Origin of the sequence: Vibrio rotiferianus CAIM 577 = LMG 21460 (assembly GCF_002741985.1) — a bacterium.
Taxonomy (GTDB): Bacteria; Pseudomonadota; Gammaproteobacteria; order Enterobacterales; family Vibrionaceae; genus Vibrio; species Vibrio rotiferianus.
In genome coordinates this window covers 41,607-68,256 of record NZ_APHW01000015.1, presented here as the reverse complement: position 1 = coordinate 68,256, position 26,650 = coordinate 41,607, and the positions used below count along the sequence as shown (strand labels likewise).

21 protein-coding genes and 1 pseudogene are annotated in these 26,650 nt (G+C 43.1%); 11 read left to right on the top strand and 11 right to left on the bottom strand.

Going from position 1 to position 26,650, the window contains the following annotated elements; all coding sequences use genetic code 11:
* Window positions 1–7 precede the first annotated feature (7 nt).
* Complete coding sequence (locus B853_RS07950) at window positions 8–1,897, bottom strand: DUF294 nucleotidyltransferase-like domain-containing protein (protein ID WP_038887348.1); 1,890 nt, start codon at window positions 1,895–1,897, stop codon at window positions 8–10.
* 217 nt (window positions 1,898–2,114) lie between these two features.
* On the opposite strand from B853_RS07950, the gene B853_RS07945 reads away from it, so the two are divergent.
* Window positions 2,115–2,756, top strand: a complete 642-nt coding sequence (locus tag B853_RS07945; protein WP_010447645.1) for an outer membrane beta-barrel protein — start codon at window positions 2,115–2,117, stop codon at window positions 2,754–2,756.
* 77 nt (window positions 2,757–2,833) lie between these two features.
* Here the strand turns inward: B853_RS07945 and B853_RS07940 are convergent, their stop codons facing one another.
* The 4 genes from B853_RS07940 to B853_RS07925 form a co-directional block, all read right to left on the bottom strand.
* Window positions 2,834–4,024, bottom strand: coding sequence for an amino acid aminotransferase (locus tag B853_RS07940; RefSeq protein WP_038887350.1), 1,191 nt, complete (start codon window positions 4,022–4,024; stop codon window positions 2,834–2,836).
* Between the two features lie 181 nt (window positions 4,025–4,205).
* A complete protein-coding gene (locus B853_RS07935) occupies window positions 4,206–5,672 on the bottom strand; it encodes an HD-GYP domain-containing protein (protein ID WP_038887351.1) in 1,467 nt (488 codons plus the stop codon).
* Between the two features lie 226 nt (window positions 5,673–5,898).
* Window positions 5,899–6,198, bottom strand: coding sequence for a hypothetical protein (locus tag B853_RS07930; protein ID WP_010447653.1), 300 nt, complete (start codon window positions 6,196–6,198; stop codon window positions 5,899–5,901).
* Between the two features lie 222 nt (window positions 6,199–6,420).
* The gene (locus B853_RS07925; protein ID WP_010447656.1) at window positions 6,421–6,651 is read right to left on the bottom strand and encodes a hypothetical protein; all 231 of its coding nucleotides are present in this window, start codon (window positions 6,649–6,651) and stop codon (window positions 6,421–6,423) included.
* A 177-nt stretch (window positions 6,652–6,828) separates the two neighbouring features.
* On the opposite strand from B853_RS07925, the gene B853_RS07920 reads away from it, so the two are divergent.
* The 3 genes from B853_RS07920 (at window position 6,829) to B853_RS07910 (ending at window position 8,984) form a co-directional block, all read left to right on the top strand.
* A complete protein-coding gene (locus B853_RS07920; RefSeq protein ID WP_038887353.1) occupies window positions 6,829–8,220 on the top strand; it encodes an aminotransferase-like domain-containing protein in 1,392 nt (463 codons plus the stop codon).
* A 98-nt stretch (window positions 8,221–8,318) separates the two neighbouring features.
* Window positions 8,319–8,540 carry a hypothetical protein gene (locus tag B853_RS07915; RefSeq protein ID WP_010447660.1) on the top strand — a complete coding sequence of 74 codons (222 nt, stop codon included), beginning with the start codon at window positions 8,319–8,321 and terminating at the stop codon, window positions 8,538–8,540.
* Between the two features lie 30 nt (window positions 8,541–8,570).
* Entirely contained in the window at window positions 8,571–8,984 is a 414-nt protein-coding gene (locus tag B853_RS07910; protein ID WP_038887355.1) for a hypothetical protein, read from the top strand.
* A gap of 108 nt (window positions 8,985–9,092) precedes the next feature.
* On the opposite strand, the gene asnS is transcribed toward B853_RS07910, so the two are convergent.
* Together asnS and B853_RS07900 are read right to left on the bottom strand one after the other, a co-directional pair.
* Window positions 9,093–10,493, bottom strand: coding sequence for an asparagine--tRNA ligase (asnS, locus tag B853_RS07905; protein WP_038887357.1), 1,401 nt, complete (start codon window positions 10,491–10,493; stop codon window positions 9,093–9,095).
* A gap of 187 nt (window positions 10,494–10,680) precedes the next feature.
* The gene (locus B853_RS07900; RefSeq protein WP_010447665.1) at window positions 10,681–12,306 is read right to left on the bottom strand and encodes a methyl-accepting chemotaxis protein; all 1,626 of its coding nucleotides are present in this window, start codon (window positions 12,304–12,306) and stop codon (window positions 10,681–10,683) included.
* 299 nt (window positions 12,307–12,605) lie between these two features.
* On the opposite strand from B853_RS07900, the gene queD reads away from it, so the two are divergent.
* Window positions 12,606–12,968: a 6-carboxytetrahydropterin synthase QueD gene (queD, locus tag B853_RS07895; protein ID WP_010447667.1), complete on the top strand. Its 363-nt coding sequence runs from the start codon at window positions 12,606–12,608 to the stop codon at window positions 12,966–12,968.
* 63 nt (window positions 12,969–13,031) lie between these two features.
* Here the strand turns inward: queD and B853_RS07890 are convergent, their stop codons facing one another.
* The gene (locus B853_RS07890) at window positions 13,032–14,459 is read right to left on the bottom strand and encodes an APC family permease (protein WP_010447669.1); all 1,428 of its coding nucleotides are present in this window, start codon (window positions 14,457–14,459) and stop codon (window positions 13,032–13,034) included.
* A 515-nt stretch (window positions 14,460–14,974) separates the two neighbouring features.
* The gene (locus tag B853_RS07885; protein ID WP_038887359.1) at window positions 14,975–15,604 is read right to left on the bottom strand and encodes a LysE family translocator; all 630 of its coding nucleotides are present in this window, start codon (window positions 15,602–15,604) and stop codon (window positions 14,975–14,977) included.
* 654 nt (window positions 15,605–16,258) lie between these two features.
* Between B853_RS07885 and B853_RS07880 the strand changes: the two genes are divergently transcribed.
* The 4 genes and pseudogenes from B853_RS07880 to B853_RS07865 all read left to right on the top strand — a co-directional run bounded on the left by B853_RS07880 (window position 16,259) and on the right by B853_RS07865 (window position 20,737).
* Window positions 16,259–17,206, top strand: a complete 948-nt coding sequence (locus tag B853_RS07880; RefSeq protein WP_038887378.1) for an LpxL/LpxP family Kdo(2)-lipid IV(A) lauroyl/palmitoleoyl acyltransferase — start codon at window positions 16,259–16,261, stop codon at window positions 17,204–17,206.
* Window positions 17,207–17,516: 310 nt separating this feature from the next.
* Window positions 17,517–18,935 carry an SLC13 family permease gene (locus tag B853_RS07875; RefSeq protein ID WP_010447677.1) on the top strand — a complete coding sequence of 473 codons (1,419 nt, stop codon included), beginning with the start codon at window positions 17,517–17,519 and terminating at the stop codon, window positions 18,933–18,935.
* A 3-nt stretch (window positions 18,936–18,938) separates the two neighbouring features.
* A pseudogene (locus B853_RS07870) lies at window positions 18,939–20,277 on the top strand (sensor histidine kinase).
* Entirely contained in the window at window positions 20,264–20,737 is a 474-nt protein-coding gene (locus B853_RS07865; RefSeq protein ID WP_038887363.1) for a response regulator, read from the top strand. Before B853_RS07870 ends, B853_RS07865 begins: the two are co-directional and overlap by 14 nt.
* Before the next feature lie 41 nt (window positions 20,738–20,778).
* On the opposite strand, the gene B853_RS07860 is transcribed toward B853_RS07865, so the two are convergent.
* Window positions 20,779–22,098: a sensor domain-containing diguanylate cyclase gene (locus B853_RS07860; RefSeq protein ID WP_038887365.1), complete on the bottom strand. Its 1,320-nt coding sequence runs from the start codon at window positions 22,096–22,098 to the stop codon at window positions 20,779–20,781.
* A gap of 111 nt (window positions 22,099–22,209) precedes the next feature.
* Window positions 22,210–23,919, bottom strand: a complete 1,710-nt coding sequence (locus B853_RS07855) for a sensor domain-containing protein (RefSeq protein WP_038887367.1) — start codon at window positions 23,917–23,919, stop codon at window positions 22,210–22,212.
* Between the two features lie 460 nt (window positions 23,920–24,379).
* Here B853_RS07855 and B853_RS07850 point away from each other — a divergent pair, with 460 nt between their 5' ends.
* Window positions 24,380–25,582, top strand: a complete 1,203-nt coding sequence (locus tag B853_RS07850) for a cyclic di-GMP phosphodiesterase (protein WP_038887368.1) — start codon at window positions 24,380–24,382, stop codon at window positions 25,580–25,582.
* Window positions 25,583–25,918: 336 nt separating this feature from the next.
* Window positions 25,919–26,545, top strand: a complete 627-nt coding sequence (locus B853_RS07845) for a LysE family translocator (RefSeq protein ID WP_038887370.1) — start codon at window positions 25,919–25,921, stop codon at window positions 26,543–26,545.
* The last annotated feature ends 105 nt before the right edge of the window (window positions 26,546–26,650 follow it).

The following is a 26,650-nucleotide window of genomic DNA, read 5'->3' as shown; positions in this document are numbered from 1 at the left end:
CCTTGCCTCACTTAAACTTGTTGCTAGCCTGATAGCGGAACTTAAGGAAGTTCTGACCATTACTTAATATTTGAAACGCATCTTTAAGGTTGCGTCTTTCAAAGTCCGATAAGTTTTCTGGCTCGATGTTGTTATCCGGTTCGGTACCTAACTCTACGTCAATCGCTTGGTGGCGAATACGAACCATAGAGATAAATTCCATCGCGTCCTTCAAGTCCTGCGCGCGTCCTTTGGGCAAAATACCTGCATCAATTATGTCATCTAACCGTTCAAAGGAGTTTCGAGCACGCGAGCCTACTGCTAGTGAGTGAACTCGAATTAGGTCGACTAGGGGAGCGGTGCCTCTTCGTTTTAAGTTGATCGAGTTTTTATGCTGGCCATCTTTCTCCATCACGAAATCTTTAAAGAACCCAAGTGGAGGCGTTCGATTAAGGGCATTTCTGGCAAGGCATGCGAGGAAGCGATTATTCTTACGCGCACGACGGACAATGAAGCTGGTTAGTTGTTCTGCCCATTTTAAACGTCCATAAACACCATCTAAGTCGAAAAATATAGACGCATTGAGTAGCGCTTTCGGGTTTGGGTCATCAATCCAATCTGCGAAGCACGCTTCCCATTCAGAGCGCGTCATTCTCCACATAGGGTTGGTTGCCATGATGTCTCCCGTGCAGTACTTATAGCCGCACGCGTCCAAGCCGTCACTTACGAATTTGGCCAAAGCTTCAAAGTACTTACCGTGCTTCTCTGCTTTATACGTGTCGTCGAGAATGATGGCATTATCTTGGTCAGTAACAAGTAATTGCTCGTCTCGTCCCATTGAGCCAAGGGCCAAGAAGCAATAAGGGACCGGCGGTGGCCCAAGCTCTTGCTCGGCTAACTCTATTAGGCGCTGTTTGAAGCTTCTGCCTATCACAGACATAGCGCTACCAACCATATGGGAGTTGGCATCTTCATTAACAAGGCGCACAAAGCTACTCTTCACTTCATCAGCGACGATAGCGAGGTCTTCAATGGTTTGCTGTTGGAATATGCTGCTCACAAGAAGTAGTGAGTTTTGAGATTCATAACGGACGATATCTGTTGCTTCAATAATGCCGATTGGCATTTGATCTTTCACTACTGGCAAATGGTGTACGTTGTATCGAAGCATCGTTAGCATGGCTTCATAAACATAGGCGTTGTGGTCGAGTGAGATAACCTCAGTTGTCATTACGGTTGACACTTCATCGAGAGGAGACAACCCTTCAGCTAACACTCTAGTACACAAATCTCGATCGGTAATGATGCCGACGACAGGTGATTGCGGATCTTCTTCGTCTAGTACAAAGTCAGGGTCAACGATCAGTAGCGATGAGACATTGTCTTGCGCCATCAATTGAGCCGCTTCTTGAATGGTTTGTCCTCGTTCAATAGTAGGTGCATCGCGTGTTAGCAATGTCTTTACTTTTGAGGTCGTGAGGTCATTTGCATCGCTATTTTCAGATACGGCTTGTCTTAAGCGAGCGCTGTTTTCAACTTCAACAAAGTCTGCAAAAGAATCAAAGCTGTCGTATAGCTCTTGGAATATATCGCCAGGGATGCAGTAAAGGAGGGTGTCTTCAATCGCTTTGACTGGGAAGCGTACTTTATTGTTGGTGAGCAGGCCCATTTGGCCAAAGAGATCACCTTCGTCTAGTCGGTTATACAGTTCTCCTTTGCGTCGATAAACTTCTACCACTCCGCTTCTGACCATATATAGGTCATTAATTTGATCGCCGAAGTGAATGACAGGAGTGTCCTGTCGATAGTAAGAAATCTCGATATTCTCGGTAATTTTGTTCAGCGTTTCTTCTGGTAATTCATTGAAAGGAGGGTACTTGACGAGAAAATTATAAATCTCTAACAGCTCTGCATCCATGAAGGTGCCTTTTTCTTCGCAAATGATAGGTTAATCATAACTTAGTTTTAAAACAGAATCTTATCGGATCACACAAAACCCCAGTTCGTGATAAAATTAGTAATAAACTTACGCTAAGATTGAGTAGGTTTGATTTGTGACTAGGATCATTGAGTGCGTTTTTTATCCGTTTTAACAATAAAAACACCTATAAATGGCACTCATGCAAGGAATTAAAATGGTAAGAATATTGTTAGCTGCGCCTCTTGTAGCATTACCTTTAATGAGCATTGCCTCAGAATCTGAACAAGCGGAGAAGTTTGGGTATGAGCATATCCAATTAGAGCTTGGAGCAGGAACAACAAATGAAGAATGGCTAGATAACTCCAACGCAACAACCATTGCGCTTGGCGGCAACTATTTAATTGCAGACAATTGGTTGTTCAATGTTGATTACTCCGCTCAGTTTTTCCACCCAGACGACTTCACTTTACGTATAGACCGTTTATTGTTTGGGGGTGGCTATCGTTATGGGATCAATGATGTTTTTGATGTGTATGGCATTTATGGCTTAGGTGCAATCAAAGCAAAAGCAAAAAATGACACCACAGATCGCACTATTTCATCAGAGAGCGAGTTTATTCAGGCAGCGACCTTTGGTGCAAATTACTTATTCAGTGAAAAGTTAATCGGCACTGCTGAAATAAGCATTAACCGCAGTGATATTGTAGATGAAAACAACTATAAGCTAGCGTTTAATTACCAGTGGCATAAGGTCATCGGAACGGGCGTGTATTATCAGTTAAGAGACACAGACTATCGTGGTTCAAGCTCTGAACACATCAACGAAGTTGGTATCGGATTCAAGTTTATCTACTAAAACATTATCTACTAAAACAAAAAGGTCAGCATTCGCTGACCTTTTTTAATAATCCAGTTTGCTCTACGAGCATTTAATTATAGAACCGCAGCAATGCCTTTGCACAGTGGTCCCATGTTTGATTTCGTCATACCCGCTACACTAATTCGACCTGAGCCTACGATGTAAATACCGAACTCTTCTTTCAGACGGTTTACTTGCTCTTTAGACAGACCAGAGAATGAGAACATGCCGTTTTGACGCTCGATGAAGCTAAAGTCTGCGTCTACACCTTCAGCCTTCAGTGTTGCTACAAATAGCTCACGCATCTCTTGGATACGATCACGCATTTCAGCGACTTCTGCTTCCCATTCTGCACGCAATTCAGAATTGCCAAGAATGTGAGTAACCACGGCGCTACCGTGTGCTGGTGGGTTAGAGTAGATTGAGCGGATGATCGCTTTCACTTGCGAGAATGCCGTTGCTGCAACTTCTTCTGACTCAGCCACTAGCGTAAATGCACCAACACGCTCGTTGTATAGACCAAAGTTCTTAGAGAAAGAGCTCGCGACTAGGATCTCTTTGTTGTACTTAGCGAAGGTACGTAGACCTGAAGCGTCTTCTTCTACACCTTTAGCAAAACCTTGGTACGCAAAGTCGAATAGAGGCAGTAGTTTCTTCTCAGCGACCAGCTTTGCTAGCGTTTCCCACTCTTCCGCTGTTGGATCAATGCCAGTAGGGTTGTGGCAGCATCCATGAAGCAAAACAACATCGCCTTCTGAAGCAGCTTGCAAATCATTTAGCATTGCATCGAAGTCTTTGTCTTTTGTTTCTGCGTTGTAGTAGCTGTATTGTGCTGTCTCGATACCTGCAGCTGTGAATACGCCGTTATGGTTAGCCCAAGTTGGGTTACTGATCCAGATCTTTACTTCGCCAAGTTGACGCTTAATGAACTCACCCGCAACGCGCAGAGCACCAGTACCACCAGGCGCCTGAGCCGTTTTCGCACGCTTGCCAGCAACGATTTCAGCATCTGCACCGAAAAGCAGTTTTTGTACAGCTAGACCATATTCCGCTGTACCTTCGATCGTTAGGTAAGATTTGGTTTTTTCCGTTTCAATCAGTGCGGCTTCGGCTTTTTTAACAGTCGCAAGAACAGGGGTTTCACCTTGCTCGTTCTTGTAAATACCAACACCTAGGTTAATTTTTTCAGCGCGGGTATCTTTTTTAAACTCTTCAGTAAGGCCAAGAATAGGGTCAGCCGGAGCGGCAACTACTTTTTCAAACATAATCTTCATCCATGTTAATCGAAGGGGTCTGCTGACATTTATACCTTTCAGCAATATTCGTTACAACAGTTAGTGATAAGAAAACTTAAAAAAGTTTTGATTTGAAACAGAATTCTAACATAACAAGGTTTTTTGCTATGTAAACCCCTCTTAAGTTGGCGATTAAGAGGGGGATAATTGGCTAGGCGGCTATATTTTGTTCATCTTGATATTGCTGTGCAATACGCTGAAACTCAGCTTCGATCGCAAGGAAAGCATCGACAATCTGAGGATCAAAATGTTTGCCTTTTCCTTCTAGGATGATTGCTTTCGCCTTGTCATGACTGAATGCAGGTTTATATATACGTTTTGAAATCAGTGCGTCATAAACATCAGCCAGCGCCATTAGACGGCCTGAAAGAGGAATATCTTCCCCAGAAAGTCGGTTTGGATATCCACTGCCATCCCATTTTTCATGGTGGGTGAGGGCAATCTCTTTAGCAACTCGTAAAAATGAACTACTTCCTAGCTGCTTTTCTGCTATTGATAGTGCTTCTGCACCAATTTCAGCATGACCCTTCATGATCTCAAATTCTTCATCGGTAAGTTTACCTGGCTTCAATAGGACGCTGTCAGGCACACCGACTTTACCGACATCATGTAGCGGTGCGGACTTATAAAGCAGCTCGATGTAGTTTGGAGTCAGCAAAGATTGGTGTGCGGTAATCTTGGATAGATATTCTGCTAATACTTTGACGTATTCTTGGGTTCTTAGAATATGGGCGCCTGTTTCATTATCACGAGATTCAGCAAGTGCAGAAAGGCTGACAATAGCAACGTCACGCGTTGTTTTTACCTCATTTTGAGATACTTGCAGACTGTCTAACATTTGGTTAGTTAGACAGGCCATCGCTCCGAGTTCATCATGCTCAAATATCGGTAGTCGATGTTCTAATCTACCTTGGGTCACTTCTTTTAATGCATCCTCCTGGCTAAGGAGAATCTTCTGCATCAGTTTTGTCCACAGCACCATGATAGCTATAACATAACCACCAATGACTAATGCAATGTAGACAAGCTCTTTAATGAAGCTGATCTTCCCGAGCCCGTTGGTAATTTGCTCTGGGTTTTGCTCTAGCCAATAGATATCTTTCACAGCAACCATGGTTAATATAGTCGTCAAGGTGATAAGCAGTACGATCATCATTCCAATCATTTGTTTAATAATGGATTGACGTTGGCCAGAGAGTGCAAAATCGAAGCGCTTTTTGTGGCTTAAAGCATCAAAGTGAACGAGCTTACTTTGTAGTTGAAGGATCAGGCCAGTAAGAAAACCAAACAAGGCCATACCCAATAAAACCTTTACGTTGCTGTCCAAAGTAAAGTCATATTGCAGATTATAAAACGCAGCGAAAGGGATACTCGCAATTGTAAATAAAGAGGCGTCAAGTAGAGCTTGTCTGTTATCTGCAATGAGAGGATGTCGAGAGAGAATATAGTGTCGAACTATAAAAAGTATTGAGAAGACAACCGTACAATGCAGAATGACTTCAAATGCATTTAATGTACTAAGCATTGGGCACACACGCCCACCGTAGGTTCCAAAGAAAAATGCAGCCGCTAAATAGAGTTTAAATGTCAGTGGTGCATTGTAGTTAGTATTCACCATAGTTAGTTTTACCTTATCAAAGCGTACCGTTCACTCTATTTATTGGCTCACTGAATAGACAGAAGCGACTTTGGATGTGATAGATACGTAGTTGATATTAAATTTGTAAAATCAAAGACCAGGAATTTTATCGATAGATTGCACGCATTGATAGATTTTTGTTATTAATTAGCTCAATAATTAAAAAAGCCCCGACTAAGCGGGGCTTTGAAATGGATCATTAAACCTATTTCTTTAGGTTAATTTCTGATTCTACAGCATTGGTTTCAATGTCTGGCTTGCTTGACAGCTTTCCTGTCGCCCAGTCATTCATGTGTTTCAGAATTGCTTTTAAGGCATGCTTTTCAGTTGGCGCTTCAGTTGCTTCAACTTCTAGTTTTTGTTTTGGGTGCGATCCTGTCGCATCTTCAGCAACATGCAGCCAATCTGGATGCCAGTAATAAGGCTGACCGGATGCTGTGCTCCACGTATGAACACCGTTAGTCTCACCTTTGTATTTAATATCGTTTTCGTTGTACTTAGTCATTATTATCTTCTCTCATGTTCATGAGTTGAGGTATGTCACCATTACGTTATAAATGTAACAGATGCCTGCAAAAATAATGTGACAGTAATCTATTTATGTCGTCGATATTAACGCCAATAAAGTGTAAACGTCTCAATTAATAATTTTAGCACGCAAATTAACGGCTTAACTCAAAATTTAAGGTGGCCGCTACAAAAGTAGCAGCCAACGGAGTGAACTGAATCATTCATTGTTTAGATGCTTAACAATGGCTTCTTTCGCGTGCTCTTCTGTAGCCGTTTCGCCATCCGGGACTTCTAGTTCACATTTAGGCTGTAAGCCTAACGCATCCTCTGCAATATGGAGCCAGTCGGGGTGCCAGTAGTACGGAGTATCACTATCAGGGTGATCCCAACTATGAACGCCTTTATGTGTACCCCTATAAGATAGATCGTCCATGGTAAACAGTTTCATCGTTGCCTCCAGAGAGAGTGTTCATGTCATTGAAAGTATGGAACATAAAATGACACTTTGCGCTGTAAAATGCTAAGGCAAAGTTTGAGAAGTTATCTTACAACATTGGCACAAAGCGTTAGGAATTTTTGGGATGATTTATGCTATCTTGCCATTTCGGGTGCTTAAGAGGGAATTATGAATCGCTATCGACAATTGGCAGAGTTGTTTAAAACTCAGATCCAACAGAACACATGGAGAGCAGGGGAGAAATTGCCCTCAGTTCGCATAACAAGCCAGAGCCATTCGGTGAGTGCCGGAACTGTATTGCAAGCTTATCAATTGTTAGAAGCTCAAGGGTGGGTGACGGCAAAGCCGCAATCAGGGTACTTTGTTACCGCCGAGCTCGAACGATTAGAAGCTTCAAATTCAGAAAGCAGCGTTCTGCGAGTGTCAGTCAATGATGAGTTGTATGGTTTTCTTAAGCATCAAGCGTTACCAGAGGCGATAAAGCTTGGCTCAGCATTTCCTGATCCGACATTGTTTCCATTGGACGCGTTAAACCGTAATCTTGCCAGTTCTGGGCGTAAAATGGCCCCGGATTCTTTATTAGATAACCTTCCACCCGGCAGTGAAGCGCTTCGTCGCTTGATTGCACAGCGCTATATACAGCAAGGCATGAGTTTAACTCATGATGATATTGTGATCACCTCTGGTGCGTTAGAGGCTCTTAACCTTAGCCTACAAGCTGTCACTCAACCCGGCGATACCGTAGTCGTAGAATCCCCGACCTTCTATGGTGCACTGCAAGCCATCGAGCGATTGGGCTTAAACGCGATAGAAGTGTCTGTTGATGCGGAGGATGGTCATTCATTAGAGCAGCTAGCGGAAGTATTTAAAAATCACGACATCAAAGCTTGCTGGCTGATGACAAATTTTCATAACCCAACAGGAACCTCTCTCTCTACCCAGAAAAAACAGCGTGTTGTTGAGCTCGCGAATCAACACGATGTCTATGTGATAGAAGATGATGTTTATGCTGAGCTGTATTTTTCCGATAGCAAGCCAGTGGCATTGAAAAGCTTTGATACACAAGATCGTGTGCTGCATTGTGGATCACTATCGAAAAGCCTGTGCCCAGGTTATCGCTTAGGCTGGGTCGTGAATAAGCGTTTTAATGAAGCAATCCAAAAGCTGCAACTGATGTCGACCTTGTCAGGTAGTGCACCTATTCAGCAGGGGGTCGCACATTACCTTCAAAACGATAGCTACGATAATCACCTAAGAAAGCTGCGCAAGACGCTCCAGCGGCGTCAACAACGATTTATTGAGCTTCTTGAACAGTACCTTCCTGCGCAAGTTAATTTTTATTTACCGCAAGGTGGGTATTTTCTTTGGTTAGCGCTGCCAAAAGGTGTCAGTAGTAAAACGCTCTATCAAGCATTGCTTGCCGAACAGGTGACCATTGCTCATGGCAAGTTGTTCTCTTTGGATGCACAGTTTGAAAACTATCTGCGGCTTAATACCTCGTTAGCGGCAGATGAAAATGTAGAGCAAGCCATTCGTAAATTGGGTGATTTGCTTCACTAATGGAACTGTTTGATCTTTTTTCCGACTAACTGTATCAGAACGGTTTAGAAAGGTTGTGTTTCACTCTTCCATAGAGTCATCGATAAGGAGGAGTGACAATGAAAAAGCAGTTGGTAAAACACGAATTGAGGCTCATCGCCGTTGCCATTTTTAGTGCATTCTTACTTGTGTTTGCACATCTTATTTTGGCGAAGTCTTTCTCTCATATGGCGTGGACTGAGTACACCGCCGCAGTTATCCCTTTTATTATGTTTGGTTTGTGCGTGTTGGGTGTTAAGTATGCCGCCCATGCAGATAAAGACGAGGATAACGACCCTTAATAGTCACACTTAAAATTAGGAATAAAGTGAATGAAGAGTTCAATCTTGCTTGTGTTATCTGTGTTCACGTTCGGTTGCGCTGCTAATCAGGACGTTGAGCCTAAATCCGTCACTTTGATTTATGATCAATCTAAACTGACGGCTGAGATCCAAGCTGATGATCATTTTGAGGCTCATGTAGACAATGATAAAGAACGTATCGATTTATCGGGAACGGTGAAGAAGCTTCATCCCGACTACCTATTAGATGTCTCGGTGATTAAAGCAAGCAAGATTAAACATGCAACAAATCAGATTAACACGTCGTTGGTTATTAAGCAGAAAGATCTCGAAAAGCCGGTTTTGATTGGTGGTGTCTACCATCACACGGTTATGAGCGATGAGAATGACAATGTGGAGGTAACAGAATCTGCAAGTATCATGAGCGTGAAGTTGAGCCAATAGTTAAAAGCGCACAATCAAAGCATTACGTGCAATATTTACCGTAATTACTACAAAATAAAAGACCTCCACAAGGGAGGTCTTTTTTAATTCTTTATCACTCAGCAGTGATTAGAAGTTCGCAGAGCGAGGTGTACGTGGGAACGGGATCACGTCACGTACGTTGCCCATACCAGTCACGTAGGATACTAGACGCTCAAAGCCTAGACCAAAGCCTGCGTGTGGCACTGTGCCGTATTTACGTAGGTCACGGTACCAGCTCATGTGTTCTGGGTCGATACCCACTTCACGCATACGCTCGTCCAGGATTTCTAGACGTTCTTCACGCTGAGAACCACCGATGATCTCACCGATGCCCGGTGCTAGTACGTCCATTGCAGCTACCGTCTTACCGTCATCGTTAGCACGCATGTAGAATGCTTTGATGTCTTTCGGGTAGTTCTTCACGATTACTGGCGCTTTGAAATGCTCTTCCGCAAGGAAACGCTCGTGCTCAGAAGACATATCGATACCCCATTCAACTGGGAATTCGAATTCACGACCTGAATCAAGAAGGATCTGGATTGCGTCAGTGTAGTCTACTTGTGCAAAGTCAGAAGATACGAACTGCTCTAGACGAGTGATTGCTTCTTTGTCGATGCGTTGAGCAAAGAACTCAAGGTCATCGCGACACTCTGCAAGAACCGCTTTAAATACGAATTTCAGCATGCCTTCAGCAAGTTTCGCTACGTCATCCAGTTCTGCAAACGCCACTTCAGGCTCAACCATCCAGAATTCTGCTAGGTGGCGGCTTGTGTTTGAGTTTTCAGCACGGAAAGTAGGGCCAAACGTGTACACCTTGCTTAGTGCACATGCATAAGCTTCAGCGTTTAGCTGACCAGATACGGTTAGGAACGTTTCTTTACCGAAGAAGTCTTCGTTGTAGTCCACATCACCTTTGTCTGTGCGAGGTAGGTTTTCCATGTCTAGCGTAGAAACGCGGAACATTTCACCAGCACCTTCAGCGTCAGAAGCTGTAATTAGTGGTGCAGATACCCAGAAGTAACCTTGCTCGTGGTAAAAGCGGTGAATCGCTTGAGATAGACAGTTACGTACACGTGCTACCGCACCGATTACGTTTGTGCGCGGACGTAGGTGCGCAACTTCACGTAGGTACTCGATAGAGTGACGAGTTTTTGCCATTGGGTAAGTGTCAGCGTCTTCAACCCAACCTACAACTTTAACGTCAGTTGCAGCAAGTTCGAATGCTTGACCAGCCGCTGGAGACTCAACAATCTTACCAGTTACTTCAACAGAGCAGCCTGTAGTTAGCTTAAGCACTTCGTTTTCGTAATTATTAAGATTATTAGGGACCACGGCCTGAATCGGGTCGAAACAAGAGCCGTCGTAAATGGCAAGGAAAGAGATTCCAGCTTTGGAATCACGACGTGAACGGATCCAGCCACGAACAGTAACTTCACTGTCTACTGCTAGCTGACCTTTCAAAACGTCTGATACAGGCGCGTAAGTCATGTTTTCAATATTCTCCATTGAGGTAAAAATTCAACTCAACGCTCGCAAAAGTAGTTGTCTTAAAACGGATTTGTTTAAAAAACAAGCGAAGCATTGAGCTGGATAGAATTTTTTAGATTCAACGGAACATATTACCTGTCAAATCGTCAGCTTCAACCTTTATATTGTTTTGAAGGCTAGATTTTTATCATTTGAGTCCACTTTTCTCTTCAGATAAGCAAAATTGGTTAAGTAATTGCTCTAGTCGGTCTGACAATTGTTCTAAATCCACACTGATGTCTCGCGTTAGAGTCGCTGACTCGGATGTGTCATTAGCGTGTTTGGTTATGGTATCGACTTTAGTTTGAATATGTTTACTTACTTCAGAAGTGGCTTGTGTCTGGTGCTGAATATTCTGCGCATGTTGAAGAACTTGATGCATTTCGCTGACAACATTTCTCATCGCATTGGATAGCTCTTCGACATCTACGGAACGTTGGTGTGCGTGATGACAAACCGCATCCACAGAAGAAAGTGACTCTGAGCTGCCTTGTTGGAACTGAGTTATAATATTTTCGATGTTAGTCGTTGCTTCCGTTGTCCTTGAAGCCAAGTTACGCACTTCATCCGCGACAACGGCAAAGCCACGTCCTTGTTCTCCCGCACGTGCTGCTTCAATCGCCGCATTGAGTGCAAGGAGGTTAGTTTGTTCCGCCACGCCTTTGATAACGTCAAGGATTGAGGAAACTTCTTCAGTTTGTTGGTTGAGCGTCGAAATTTTCTCTCTTACATGATCGATATCGCCGACTAGATTTTTAATATCTTCACTCACGCCATGAGCCTGAGTTGCACTTTGTGTGGCAACGTCTACCGTATGATTGATTAACCCAGTGGCGTCAACTGTCGCTTGTTCTACATTTGCTTGTTGATCCAGCATGTCATTGATGTTGCTTTGTACTTCGTTGGTTTCTACTTGCTGGTTGTCTGCGGCTTCATCGGTTGATTGGGCAACGTTTGTGAGTTTGCTTGCGGAATCTGCAAGTGAGTGAGAGGTATCTTGTACTCTTTCCAAACTATCGGAAACGGTGTCCATAAATGAGTCGATAGATTGTGAGAGTAACCCCATTTCATCCTTCTGTTTCTGCTCCAAGCGTTGCGATAGGTCTTTACTTGCGCTCACGTTAGACATAAAGCGTGAAATCTTTTGGATAGGGCGAACGATAATTTTGCGGATTAGGCCCATGGTAATGAGGAAGCCAATAAAGGCGATAGAGGACATGATGCCAATCGCAAACATGGCCTGTTTGTTGATCATTGAGTTCACATGATTCATGTTGTACTCAAGACGAATCGCACCAAGCACTTCACCCTCAGGAGTAATATGGCAGGCTACACAGTTGGTTCCGCGATAATTTTCACTGGACTTCATTGGCAAAGCCACCACCATTCCCTGACCCCATTCCGCAGTAAACGGCTCAATAACGAGTTCACCAGCTAAAGCTCGGCGGTCGATATCATCTTGTGGCAGTTGGTTCTCTTTGCCTGGGCCATAAAACTTTGACACGCTGTCCGCTCGTAAGACCCGAACTTGTTCGATTCCGTCTTGAGCGAGGGCTTTTTGGCGCAATGTTTCTTTTTGAACCATTGTGCCCGTCAGCATCATCATATTTAGGCTGTCAAAATAGTTACTTGCTTTGTCATGCAGTTGTTCGCTCAGTACATCATTAATAAGTGATTTTTGTTGATAGTACTGGTATCCGGTAGACACAGCTAATACGCAGCTAAAGACTGCGATTAACGCGACTAGGAGCTTAAATGTTATTGTTGAGCGCATAATATTTATAAAGTTATTGGAATAAACGCCACAATTTTAGAGGCTTATGTAAGGTATAGCGATGAGGCTGACGAATGATTGTGACCATAAACATAATGTGGTTATGTAAATGTGATGTGAGTAACATGTAATCAAATGATTGACGCTGTGCCAAATTTGCGACACTTCATCCTGCTTTATAAAAATGACACAGCTAACCGATTGCTTGGCTACCATTGTTTTTATTAACAGAAGCGACACTTGTTACTTGTGGGTGAATTACTTAGTATTGCGTGTCTTTTTAAAGCCCGAGAACCAAAATGAGAACCGAACTATACAAAGAGTTCATGTTTGAAGCTGCACATCACCTTCCTCATGTACCAGAAGGACACAAATGTGGTCGCTTACACGGACACTCTTTCCTTGTTCGCCTTTACGTTGAAGGTGAAGTTGATCCGCACACTGGTTGGGTTGTGGATTTTGCAGAAATTAAAGCTGCGTTCAAACCGATTTATGATCGCCTAGACCATTACTACCTAAATGATATTGAAGGTCTTGAAAACCCAACAAGTGAAGTCCTTTCTAAGTGGATTTGGCAACAGCTTAAGCCAAATTTACCGCTACTAAGCAAAGTAGAAATTAAAGAGACGTGTACTGCAGGTTGTATTTATACCGGTGAGTAAGCGTACTACCAAATAAAAAAAGCCAGACACAGTCTGGCTTTTTTTGATCGTTGCTTATTTAGGCTAGTTTGCTACGGCTTCAATCAATTGTGTGTCTCGGCGGCGCTGACGGTTACGGTACATTACGGCAGCAATGGCAGGTAAGCTGAACGCAATAAAGCCAAGAATCAATGCGTATGCACCAGTTTCTGCACTTATGCCAGCAGGGACATCAAACGACACAAAAATCGTTACAGAACAGCTTACTAAGCCGAGTGCAGCCACCAGCATCATTCCCACTTTTCCTCCCGGAACACGAAATGGGCGTTGAATATCTGAATGCTTGCGACGTGACACTAAGAAGCAGACGAAGATGCAGATGTACATCACCATGTAGAGTTGGGTCATCAGGATGTTTAGTAGCCACATGCCTTGGTTAACATTTGGCACTAAGATAAACACCAAAGAAAGGACGCTTACAATTGCCCCTTGTAAGAGCAGGAGTGGCACCGGCGCTTGGTTCTTGTTTTCTTTTGCTAATGTCATTGGCATAAAGTGGTCTTTCGCTGCCACGTGTAAGCTCTTAGTTGGCGCAATGATCCAGTTGTTCAAACTCGCTAAGCTACCAAAGACTATCGCAAGCGCGATAACTGGCAGCATGAATGACATGTTCAAATCATCGAAGAACGCTTTGAACGCCAGAATGACCCCTTCACTCAAGCTTGAATGGTCGCTCGATACTACGGAAGAAATTGATAGTGAACATGCTGTTAGAGAAACTAAAATCAGCACTGTTGATACGATAAGTGCTTTCGGATAGGTCTTTTGTGGATTATCGACTTCACTCGCGTAAGAGGTTGTAATTTCAAGGCCAGTCAATGATAGTACGACAGCAGTAAATCCCGCCCCAATACCATCTTGAGAAAAGTCTGGTAACCAATCTGACGCATGGCGCAGTGAGATATGTGATTCACTTGGATTGGTGTACGCCCAGTATCCGCCTAAACCAATGATCAGCAGGATAGGAAAGATAAGTCCCAAAGTGCCGAACACGTTAGTGATAAGTGAAGACAAACGTAGACCGAAGATATTCACCAAGGTAAGCGCCCAGAAAATCACGTTAATCATGATCAACATGAAGATGTTGTTCTGCGCCAGTTCCGGGAAGAAAGGATACGCACCCGTCGCAACAATAAAGGAGATGAGCGGAGGGTAGTAAACGATATTCTCAGCGTATTGATACCATACCGTCGTAAAACCGAAATTAGGACCTATGGTCTCTTTACCCCACAAATAGACGCCACCTTGCTGAGGGTAGGTGGTGCTGAGCTCTGCACATACCAACGCCGTAGGAACAAAGAAGCAAAAACCAGCCAATAGGAAAAAAGAGATGGCGTGACTACCAAATAAGGCGGCACCCGGAATGTTCCTGATACTGTCGACGGATGTGACCGTAATCATGATGACAGAAAAGACACTGAGTTTGACGGCGGATTTGGCGATACTGCTCATTCGATACCTTTAGTGATTGAGCCTCGTGCCTCAATAGGAGAACACGCGTGCTACAAGTAAGACGTGCGTATTGTAGGGCTGCCAGAATCTGCGGGTATATAGCTAAAAATGGTATGTATTTACCCAAAAATGAATAGATGTGTCAGAGGCTTATTTGTAATCAATTTAAACGTTTGCTCTGGTTGGAAAACGAAATTTTGATTCAAAATTTGTATATTAACAATAGTGTTTATACCCAAGTAACCTCGAGATGCTAGGTTCAGCGAGAATGAACGTTTGACTCTCCCCTTGGGTAAGGGCCTAGGTTTAAAGCTATCAGAGTATGTTAGAAAGTGGAGGATATGATGGGATGCTGTAATCAAGCGCCAAAAGGGGGCTCCGGAAAGCTCTCTTATTTACTAGGGTTAGTTGCGGTCTTGTTTGTTGGAATCTTAGTGTTGGCTGCCATTTTTGGCTAACTTAAAAGCAATAAAAAACACGCTCTCGGGCGTGCTTTTTATGTCTGCCATTAGGCTCTAAAAACGAGTGTTGGCTAAACCAATGCCGAAGAAGATAAACAACCCACCACTGACGTAGTTCAGCCACTTACTGGTTTTTGACGACGTCAGCAGCGTTTTCACTTTGGTAGCAAAGAAGATCACAAACAAAAACCAGCTTGCGACAATGCTTGCCTGAAGTGCACCTAATATCATGCTTTGTTCAAGAATATGTGCTGGTTGCACAAACTGAGGGAAGATTGATAGATAGAACAAAACGATTTTCGGATTCAGAAGATTGGTTAGTAACCCCTTCACAAAGGCTTGTTTAAGAGTATGCTCTTCAATTTTACGCTCGAGCTTTAACTTTTGGTCTGCCAGCTTGAGACCGCTTTTTAAGTTATTAATCCCCAACCATACCAAGTAAGCGACGCCCATCCATTTTAGAACGTTGAACGCCAGTGCGGATTGAGAAAGCAGTAAGCTCAAACCTTTTGCGGATACAAACGCATGAATCATAAAACCCAGAGCGACACCGAGAATGTTAGCAACAGCAAAACGACGGCTTTGTGTAAGTGCTGTGAACAGGATTAATAGTGCATTTGGGCCAGGGATAACAGCGAGGAAAAAGACAATGCCACCGAAGGCTAAGAGGGTGTCGATGTTCATTATGATTCCAATTACGACAGATGAGTAACGTTAAAGGCAAATAAAACGAGACTTTACACGGATAAGAATAGAAAACAAAGCACATCTCCACTCGCTGTACTGAGCAATGTCTATACCCAAGTAACCTCGAGTTGCTAGGTTCAGCGAAAATGACTTGGTTTGTAGACGCGGCGGCGATTTAAAGGTCTAGTGGGTCTAAATCAAGAATCGACAACAAAGTACACAAGCCAAGGCCCTTACTATTTGTAAAGAGTGCCCTTCGGGAGCGTGTCATTGACTCGAATTTTTATTAAACTAATGGCTGCGTCAAACAACTTGGAAAGAGCTGGCTATTACACTGCGTTGTTTTCCTTGCTTACTTTCGGTAAACAGGACTCAATGACAACGCTCTGAATCCTGCACCTTGAAGTCACTTGGGAATAATAGGTCTTGGGTATAGTGGGTGGAGGCTCATAATGTGCGTGAGTTATGTGTAGTTTGTCGCGTAAATCGGTCAGCCACTCAAATTAGAAAGATTTTTATTGTGTAGTGAGTCGAAGAACCATAGAATCCGCGCGCTTTGATTTTTGATATAAGCTCAGCCAATGATAAAAAGCAGACTAATTATCATTGTTAACGTTTACTTATTAGACATTTATGTCTTGCGACACTTTCATGAATAAATACAAAAAGCCTGAGTTTAAGGCTGCTTTTCTTGCTCCAAGTTATTGGGGAACGTTGCTTATCATTGGCATCATGTACTTATTGAGCTTACTTCCATTTAAAGTTCAGTTAGCGTTAGGTAGAGGTGTTGGTCGTCTAGCTATGCGGTTAATGAAAAAACGCCAACTGACCATTAAACGTAATCTTGAGCTGTGCTTTCCTTCTATGAGCGAAGCAGAGCGTGCGGCAATACTAAAAGACAACATAGACAATACTGGTATTGCACTTTTTGAAACCGCGATGGCCTGGTTTTGGTCAGACTCTAGAGTCAACAGCCATGTCTCTATTAAAGGAATGGAGCACATAGAGGCGCTTGAAAAGCAGGGAAGAGGTGCGCTGATGTTGGCCGTACATTCTATGAACTTGGAACTCGGTGCGCGTGCATTTGGGATCAAAAAGTCGGGGACAGGTGTTTACCGACCAAATAACAACCCGTGCTTTGATTATTTTCAATACAAGGGGCGTTCTCGCTCTAACCGAACGTTAATCGACCGAAAGAATGTGAAAGGGATGCTAGAGGCTCTAAATTCTGGGGAGCGTGTATGGTATGCCCCGGATCATGATTACGGAACTCGTCGCTCTACTTTTGCTCCGTTATTTGCAGTAAAACGAGCATGTACTACAACCGGTACGAGTTTGCTGGTGGATGCTACCGATTGCGCGATCGTTCCCTTCACTATGGTTAGAGAAAGTGATGGTCACTATACGCTAACGATCAGTGCTCCTGTTGAAGGTTTTCCAAAGAATGAACCAGATCAAGCGGCAATGTTCGTCAATAAGATAGTCGAGAAGTCGATCATGGCGAGTCCGAGCCAATACATGTGGCTTCACCGTCGTTTTAAAACGCGTCCTGATGGTGAACACTGTTTGTACAAACCACGTTTAGCAACCGCTATCTGATTCAACTGCCCAGACATTGTTCTGGGCTTTTTATTGCCTGATGCATCCGAGGTTAGAACCAGTATTTTGAGGTTACTTGGGTATCTTCCTTTACGAAAATGGTTTGCTTATCGCTTTGCGTACTTTTAGTGAGCTTGAACACAGATAAGATAACTTTTTGGTTATGAATCATTTTTCATTGATCTAAAACTAATTCTTGCACCTCAAGTAATGCGCATAATTTCTGTTCGGATTGTTTAGAGCTGTCACTCTACTGTTCGAACTCCGCCTGTATTCGAAAGGCTAATCATCTCAGGAAGAGAAGTAGTATATGCGCCCTTATCTAAAATACATCGTCCCAACGGTCATTCCGTTAATCATTTTACTTTTGCCTCTCTCGGCATTTCCGTTTGAAGGTATTACTATCGTCCAGCAACGAGTTATCGCCATTTTCTTGTTGGCTGCACTATGTTGGGTATTCGAGCCGATTCCTATTTACGCCACTTCCGTCGTCATTATCGTGTTGGAGCTACTGTTGGTGTCCAACAAAGGACTGGTGTTCTTTCGGCTAAATGAAGGGCAGGATCACTTTGGTCAATTGTTGCAATACAATGAAATCATGGCGACGTTTGCTAGCCCAATCATCATGCTATTTTTAGGTGGTTTCTTCCTTGCGATGGCAGCGACTAAATATCGACTGGATGTCAACTTAGCGCGCGTGTTACTAAAGCCATTTGGTCAGAACCCCAAGTACGTCATGCTAGGGTTAATGCTCATTACCGCAGTGTTCTCAATGTTTATGTCGAACACAGCCACGACAGCGATGATGCTCTCAATCTTAACTCCGGTCATTGCAGTATTTGGCCCCAAGGATCCAGGGCGCATTGCATTCGCACTCTGCATTCCTGTCGCTGCTAACATTGGTGGTATCGGCACTCCGATTGGTACCCCTCCAAATGCGATTGCTTTGAAATATCTCGTTGGAGACAACTTGATTACGTTCGGGGAGTGGATGGTTTTTGGTGTACCGTTTGTTGTGATTATGATGGCGCTAGCCTGGTTCCTGATCGGCTTTATGTACAAAGCGGAACAAACAACAATCGACTTGAATATCAAGAGTAAGTTCCTAAAGACGCCAAAGGCGATGATTGTGTACATCACTTTCGCGGGTACGATTTTGCTTTGGTTGATGGGGTCGGCTCATGGCATGAACTCATATACTGTTGCATTGATTCCAGTAGCTGTTTTCTCTCTGACGGGAATCATCAATAAAGAAGATTTGAAAAAAATATCTTGGGATGTGCTTTGGCTTGTGTCTGGTGGTATCGCATTAGGGTTAGCGCTTGATAAAACTGGCTTAGCACGACTGGTTGTTCATAGCATCCCATTCGATGAGTTCTCTCCTTACGTTGTGCTCTTTGGGGCAGCATTCCTATGTTTGTTGATGGCGAACTTTATGTCTCACACTGCCACGGCAAACTTGTTAATGCCGATTATGGCTGCGCTTGGCACTTCAATGGCGTCACTGACACCATTAGGTGGCGAAGTTACGTTGATTCTTGTCGTCACTTTTGCGGCATCGTTAGGTATGTCTTTGCCAATCAGTACACCTCCGAACGCATTAGCGCACGCAACTGGTCATGTTCAGAGTAACCAAATGGCAAGAGTTGGTGTGGTTTTGGGTGTTGTTGGTGTGCTACTGAGTTTCTTAATGGTGTGGGTCCTCCATACTGTGGGTCATATCGGGTAATTCATGTACGAGAGTAAACTAGATGCTCTAGTAGAGCGTTACTTTAGTGATATAGAGCGACGAATAACGGTGGCATCCGGCTCTATATTGATTGAGCAAGAGGGCTACAACGAGAGGCTTTACTACGTACTTTCTGGAGAACTCGCTGGTTTTTATTCCGAAGATGGTAAGAGTCAGACTCAGGTGTTTTCAGCGTCAGTTGGGGCATTTATTGGTGTTCATAGCTTCTTCTCTGGTACTTGGACAGCTTCGTCAACAGTGATTGCGCAATCAGACGTTGAGCTTGCTTGGATTGAACGGCATACCCCGGTTGTTGCTGAAGAGGAGTTTGGGCCATTAACTGCGCAATTTATGCCGGTGATCGTTAATGAACTTTCACGTCGCCAACGACGAGCGACACAAGAAGCTCTTGAAAAAGAGAAAGCGTTACAGAAACTTCATACTGCGGAACAAATGACTACGTTAGGTCAATTGGCAGCAGGCATTGCTCATGAGCTCAATAACGCAATTGGTGTAGTGAGTAGTAAGTCTGAACGCTTAGAAACGGTGATTATGGAACTACTGGAAGAGATCCATCCTGAAGCGAGTCAGTTTTTTGATTATGGCTTGATGCAAGGGCAAAGAGTGACGTCAAGTGAAGCCCGAACTCGCGGCAGACATTTTGAAAAGCAGTACGCTTTACCAAAAGATCTGGCAAGAGACTTGGCCCGTGCTGTTCCAACCGACTATTTGAACGAACACTGGCTTAAACGACCTGAAGAAGCGATTCGTTTCTGGCAAATGGGAAGGGATCTTCATGATCTAAGATTGGCTTCCAAGCACACCGTTGGGATTGTTAAGTCTGTTAAGCAACTAGGTCGAACTGATATTGACCTTGATGAGGCTCTGAGTATTAATGATTCTATAAACCGAGCGCTTGCTTTGTTACAAAGTGATTTGAGGCGAGTGAAAGTAAAGTTTAGCCCTGCAGAGCTACCAGTATTTGTTGGCTCGCAGACGGAGTTAGTGCAGATTTGGGTCAATATTTTAAAGAATGCTTGTGACGCACTTAGAGATACTGAATCTCCGGAAATTGATATACAAACCAGAGTCAATAAAAACCGTATTCTGGTCACGATTGCAAATAATGGCCCTGAAATCAGTGAGGCCACAAGACGAAAGATCTTCCAGCCAAACTTTACCACCAAAAAGGGGGGGCTTATCGTTTGGACTGGGCTTAGGCCTGTCAATAGTGAAACGGATCATCGCTGGCTATAACGGTTCGGTAGCGGTTAAGAGCGACAAAGAAATCACCATATTTAGAATCAAACTACCTGTAGAGGAAGAACATGGAAAAGCTTAATTTGATTTGCGTGGATGACCAACGTGAGGTTTTAAGTGCTGTCCTACAAGATTTGCAGCCACTGACAACATGGCTAAACATTGAAGATTGTGAATCAGCAGATGAAGTTTTAGAGCTTATGGACGAACTTGATGCAGAAGGAGAAATGGTTGCATTGCTGATTTCTGATCATGTTATGCCGGGTAAGACTGGCGTCGAGCTACTCACTGAGGTATCCAAGGATTCTCGATTTGTTCACACTCGCAAAGTATTACTCACTGGTCAGGCAACTCATACGGATACCATAAACGCGATTAACTCGGCAGGCATAGATCGCTATTTTGAAAAACCATGGCAGGCTGAACAACTCATTGAATGTGTGCGTAATTTGGTGACGCGTTATGTATTCGATATGGGTCTAGACTACAGTCAATATCACGAATATCTAGATCAAAGTGTTGTGTTTGAAAAACTAAGATAGTCATCACTCTCAGGTAGATTCGTTGGTTCGAGTGATGGATGCTAAGCGGCATCTTTCACTTGGTTTCTACCGTTGTTTTTGGCTAAGTATAGTAGGGCGTCTGCAGATTTAATGGATTGCTGGAGGCAATGCTCTACTGGGCTAACGCCACAAGAAACCGTTACTTTTGGTACTGTATTTGTATTCGCAATGTCTTTTCTGATTCGTTCAAATATGGAGTGAGCAACTTCTTTCGAGTCAGTTTTTATCACCACCACAAACTCTTCACCTCCCACTCTAAAAGCGTAATCACTGATTCGAATCCTACTCTTTATCATTGCAGATACACGTTTAATTACTTGGTCACCAATATCATGTCCATAGGTATCATTGACTAATTTGAAATGGTCTATGTCAATCATCCCAACGAAGTAAGCATTCTCTTTTAGGGTTTGTTTCTGAACTTTCTTGAGGTAATGACGGTTATATAAGCCTGACAGCTCGTCTTGATAAGTGATCTTGCTTAGCTCACGTTTGTCGTGTCGAACAAGATATAAGTAGTACGAGATACCTATCGCGAATGCTCCAAGGAACAAGAATGCGTAAAAATAATTTGGGGTTAAGGTGTCTGAATTAACGAGTAGAATGACGAACGTTTTTTTCTCGCCCAGTGGCTCTGCCTTTTTATAAACCATGGTGAACTCGCCAAGGTTCATCGTTCCTGCTTCTCTCCTTGTTCTTGAAAGTTGCTCGACAATACTTTGATATTCCCCTTTTAAGCCATCGAAGGCAGCGATGTTGGGATGACTACTACCGTACACAAAACCATCTTCATTCATTAAAATTGTGTTGTGACGGAAGTTTGCAACCATCTCACTCACGTTTACATCGATAAGCAGGTAGCCCGTATGCTTCTTTTCCAGGTAAATCGGAGCGATTTTGGTGACAAGGCCTTTTTTGGGGAAGAAAACAGTTTGTGTATGCTGAGCGTTTAAAGGGCTTTTATAGAAGTGATTATAAGAAGGTGGTATTTCACTGTTAGCAAATTGATGACTAGGCTCATTTGATATTATCCGAATACTCTTGAACAGTGATTGTTCAGCGAGCAACTGTTGAACAGTGTTCTCGAAAGGAATGGGATTACCGAAATAGTGGCTAGCAATAATGGTATGCGATAAGTTTAAGTAGCTGCTAATCAAGTTCTTACGAAGTTTATATGATTCATATGCCGCATCTACTTGTTGTGCATGATCCTCAATTTTCTCTCGCTTAATATAGCTAATCGGCGTGTTAATAATAAAAATGATGGCTAGTACTAAGAGCAGACTCCGAATTTCAATATTGATCGAAGCATTCGTGAGTCTGTTGTAATGAAGTAGCATTCTTCCTTAGAAGTCCTTTATCCAAAAAGCAAACCAATCGCGTCACAGGATTCCATAGGATGAGGCGCGGTTGGGTGAACTTTTTGTTACAAGCACTGAAAATGAGTGGAACTACGACTGAACTAGGGTGTATCGGCTAGCACTCGCGACAGATAGCGGTTTAGAGAACCAGTAGTCCTGAAGGTAATCAACACCTAGTTCTGAGAAAAACACATTCATTTTGGCATCTTCAATACCTTCAATGACGACTTCTATTTCATTTTCTTGGCACATGGCGATTAAGAACTTCAAGTACTCCCGAGAAGAGTGATTCGTCAGAGTTTTCCAAGCCATGCTCTTATCGATTTTTATTTGCGTCATTGGTAAATCAAAGAAGCAATTGAGAGAGCTATAGCCAGCACCAAAGTCATCGAGAGAAAGCGCAAAACCAATCTCACTTAACGCGTTTAGTGGTTCAATTGCGGCTTGGTTACTGTCTAAGATAAAGGTTTCTGTCAGTTCCAATACGATAGAGTTTGGTTGAACTCCAGCCTCATCGGCCATTGCTTTTATGGTCGCGGGGAAATCACTATTCAGTAACTGCAGAACTGAGACGTTCACATTAACACGAGTCTGGGTTTGATAGCGCTCTCTATACTCTTTAATAAAGGCACAAGCTTTGGCGAAAACTTGGTAACCAAGTTCAACGATAAGGCCTTTGTTTTCGGCAACTGGAATAAATTCGTCAGGGTAAATTTCGCCAAATTCTTCGCTTCGCCAGCGGACCAAGGCTTCAAAGCTGACTATCTTTGTTTTTTTAGCACAAATAATAGGTTGAAACTTAACGCTGAGAGTATGGTTGTCGAGTGCGGTTTTTAAGCCTTGCTCGATGAAGAAGTATCTATCAACAGCCTGTTGGGTTTTCTGGCTGTATACCGCAATATGATCCTCTTTTTTTTCACAAGCGTATTGGCAGGTGCGCGCTGCTTTGTGAATGATTTCTTCCGCCGAAAGATCAAGATCAAAGGTAGGGTATAAGCCAATACTGATATTACTACCAAGTAATTTTCCATCTTCACGCATCGCTTGGTGGTAATGCTGCTTGATGGTTTTTACAAACTCCATTAGCTCTTCGAGTGCGTATGCTTCGTGGATGAGGATAGCAAAATCGTCGTCATGGATCCGATACACGTCACTGATTGATTGAGGGAGTTGATTTAGCGTCTCCAACAGTTTATCAACCAAGTCTTCCACTAGGTCATTACCGTAGTGATTGATAAAGGATTTGATGTCTTCGATACGAATATAAACCAGAGATGCTTGGTCATAGTTCGCTTGTTTATGTTCCTTTATGTCTAGGAGTAGCTTACTGCGATTTGCGATTCCTGATGCACTATCATGAAACGCCACTTGATGGATGTAGCTCTCCATCAGTTTTCTTTCAGAGATATCCCTATGGCTTCCGACCATGTATAAGCCATACTCGCTTTCTTTGGTCATGGCTACACCCTCGATCCAGACATATTGCCCGTTCGGTTTGCGGAGGCGATAAGTGGTAGCGACGCGAGTATTGTTGGTAATGATGTGCGCATCGACGCGAGTAGATAAGCGCTCTCGATCTAGTGGATGCACTAACTCTAACCAGCTGTCGAGGTTGATCCGTCCGGCGTTAATACCGAACTGCTCATAGAATTTTTGATTGTAAAAAACCATTGCTCCATTTTCGTCCATATAAAATAAGCCTTCATTAAAGACATCAAAAATATGGATGAACTTTTCTTCTACAATCTTAAGAAAATCCCGGTCTTGCTCTGTTACCGTAGGCTCAACGTTACTTGTCATTAGCTATCGCTCTTGTAGAAAATGCTATCTCGGCGTGATGATCTAGGGAGAACAATCGAATCAACATGATTAGTGAGTTTATCCTTTAACTCTACGTGCTTTAAATAGTAGTTATATAATTATCAATCTAATGTGTCATTGCGTTTACGCAAACAAATCTAAAAATAATGCAACAGACTGAAATTTCGAAACTCTTAGTATCAATCATGTTGATTTAAATATGATAGTCAACCGTAAATACTAATAATTTGAAGTGGTTATTGATTTGGCTAGCAAATTATAACGTTACTAAATCGAATGGCGGCAAAATGACCAATCATTGTCCTTGGTTTACGTATGGGAATTAACGTCATTATTGACTCAAGTCTCAATAAGCTTAGTGCGCGTTAATTTATTATGACGAGGAATGGTCCGATGTCATATAATAAGTAAATTATCTAGAAAACAGATTCTTTGATTTATGCAGTACAACCCAGAAGATTCGATAAAAATAGCAATTGCAGACATGGGTGTTGGTATGTTTGTGACTGCTATAGAGCAAAATAAACGTGTAAACCTCGCCAACGCTGGACGAGTGTCGACGCAACAGGGTATCGAGAAACTAAAAGCAAGTGGCGTCAAGTTTGTTTGGGTTGATCAAAAGTTATCTTCGAGTGCTTGTGTGTTTAAACCCGTTGCCGCTGAGTCTGAAGAATTATCACCAGTAGAAGAGCAAACTAAAGTCCCTCGTGCTTTTCGCACTAGAGAAGCGCAGCACAAACGCGCGAAAAAGCTTATCGCAGAAGCTAAAGGTTTAGCTCAGAAACTCCTAAACCAAACATTTGAGGGTAAGGTCATTGAAGTCGACGAGATTGAATCGTGGGCCGATGATATGATCGAGAGTGTCTTTATCGACTCTGATGCGCTTCAATGTGTATCAGCCCTCCGCCAGAAAGACACTTACTTACTCGAACACTCTGTCAATGTTGCTTGTTTACTAGTGACATTCGGTAAGCATTTAGGTTTGAACAAAGAGACGCTCAAACAACTAGCGATTGGTGGCATCATTCATGATGTTGGCAAAATCAAAGTTGATGATGCGGTTTTACATAAACCAGCCCGCCTAACCCCAGAAGAGTTTGAGCACATGAAGTTGCACCAGGTCTTTGCGGGAGAAATTATTCTTGGTGTGAAAGGGTTGAGTGACGTCAGTCGTGATGTGTGTTTAATGCACCACGAGAAGCTTGATGGTAATGGTTACCCGCGTGGTTTATTTGGCGACCAAATCCCGATGCATGGTCGCATGAGCTGTATTGTGGATATTTACGATGCATTGACGGCAGATCGCGTCTACAAAAAGGGTATGAGCTCGGCAGAAGCGTTCAAAATCCTATTGAGTTTGACGCCATCCCACCTTGATCCTGATCTGGTGTATAAGTTTATCAATTGCATTGGCGTATACCCTGTGGGTTCGATCGTGCAATTGAGTGATGGTCGAGTTGGTATTGTGTGGACATCCAACGAATCTCAGCCGCTTAAACCAATCGTGAAGTGTTTCTACTCGCGCAAATACAAACGTTATATAGACGTTGCAATGGTGGATTTAAAGAACAGTCCACATTCGGTTGAGAAGGCTGTTGCACCATCATCGTTAGAAGTGGATCCAAAACCTTTCTATGACTAACGTACAGTGACTGCTTATTTGATGCGATCTGTGAATGATGTTGTCGAATAAGTAATCACTTTACATGGTTGCATATTACCAGTATGTTGGTTGCATAACTAAACAGCTTAAAGTGGGTTAGGGGTGAGATAAACAGAGGCGCTTTTACGCTGGCTTCTTGCTTAGACCTCTTACTCAGAACTTTTATTTAGGAGCTCGATTGACTTCGAGTTTGTTCAGTTATGATCACAATAGTGTGGTGTCTTTTTATCATTGCGTTTCATGGATAGAAACGTTGAGAAAGGCAAATAGGCTACGCGATTTGTACACCCATCTACACATTGGAAAGGAGCGCCAATGCAACTCGATACTTGGATCTACTACACCCTCGCAATACTTGTCCTGACTGCCTCTCCTGGCCCTAGTTCGCTGCTTTGTTTGAGTAAAGGCGTCAGTAATGGATTTCGCCATGCCTTTGCGACCGCCCTTGGCAGCCTGACGGCAATTACCATTATTCTTACCCTATCTTTTACCGGACTTGGCGTTGTCATCGCCTCTTCAGAGCTGGTATTTAACATCATTAAATGGTGTGGTGCTGCGTATCTTGTTTGGCTTGGTATCCAAGCATTGCGCTCAAAGCAAACCGATTTTTCACAAGCGCAACCAGAGCAATCTTCTTCAAATTACTTAAGCGCATTTACTAGCGGTTTTATTGTTGGTTCGAGCAACCCAAAAGCCATTGTTTTCTTTACCGCGCTGTTTCCTCAATTTATTGACCCATCTGCATCGTTATTCACTCAATATATTGTCTTTGCCAGTACCTTTGTGGTGTTCGAACTGAGTTGGCTGACCTTCTATGGCTTGCTAGGTGTGAGAACATCGGGTTGGCTGTTTGCGAAAGGACGAGCGAAGTTGTTCAATCGTCTGACTGGGGGCGTCTTCATCAGCGCGGGCGTGATGCTGTCGACTGCGCATCGTAGCTGAATTGATAATTATTTCGCTAACTTATTAAAACTTCGACTAAATTAGCAAAACATTATTTCCAAAATGGAAATTAGCATTTTGGTTTTTTTCATTAGTGGAAAAGAT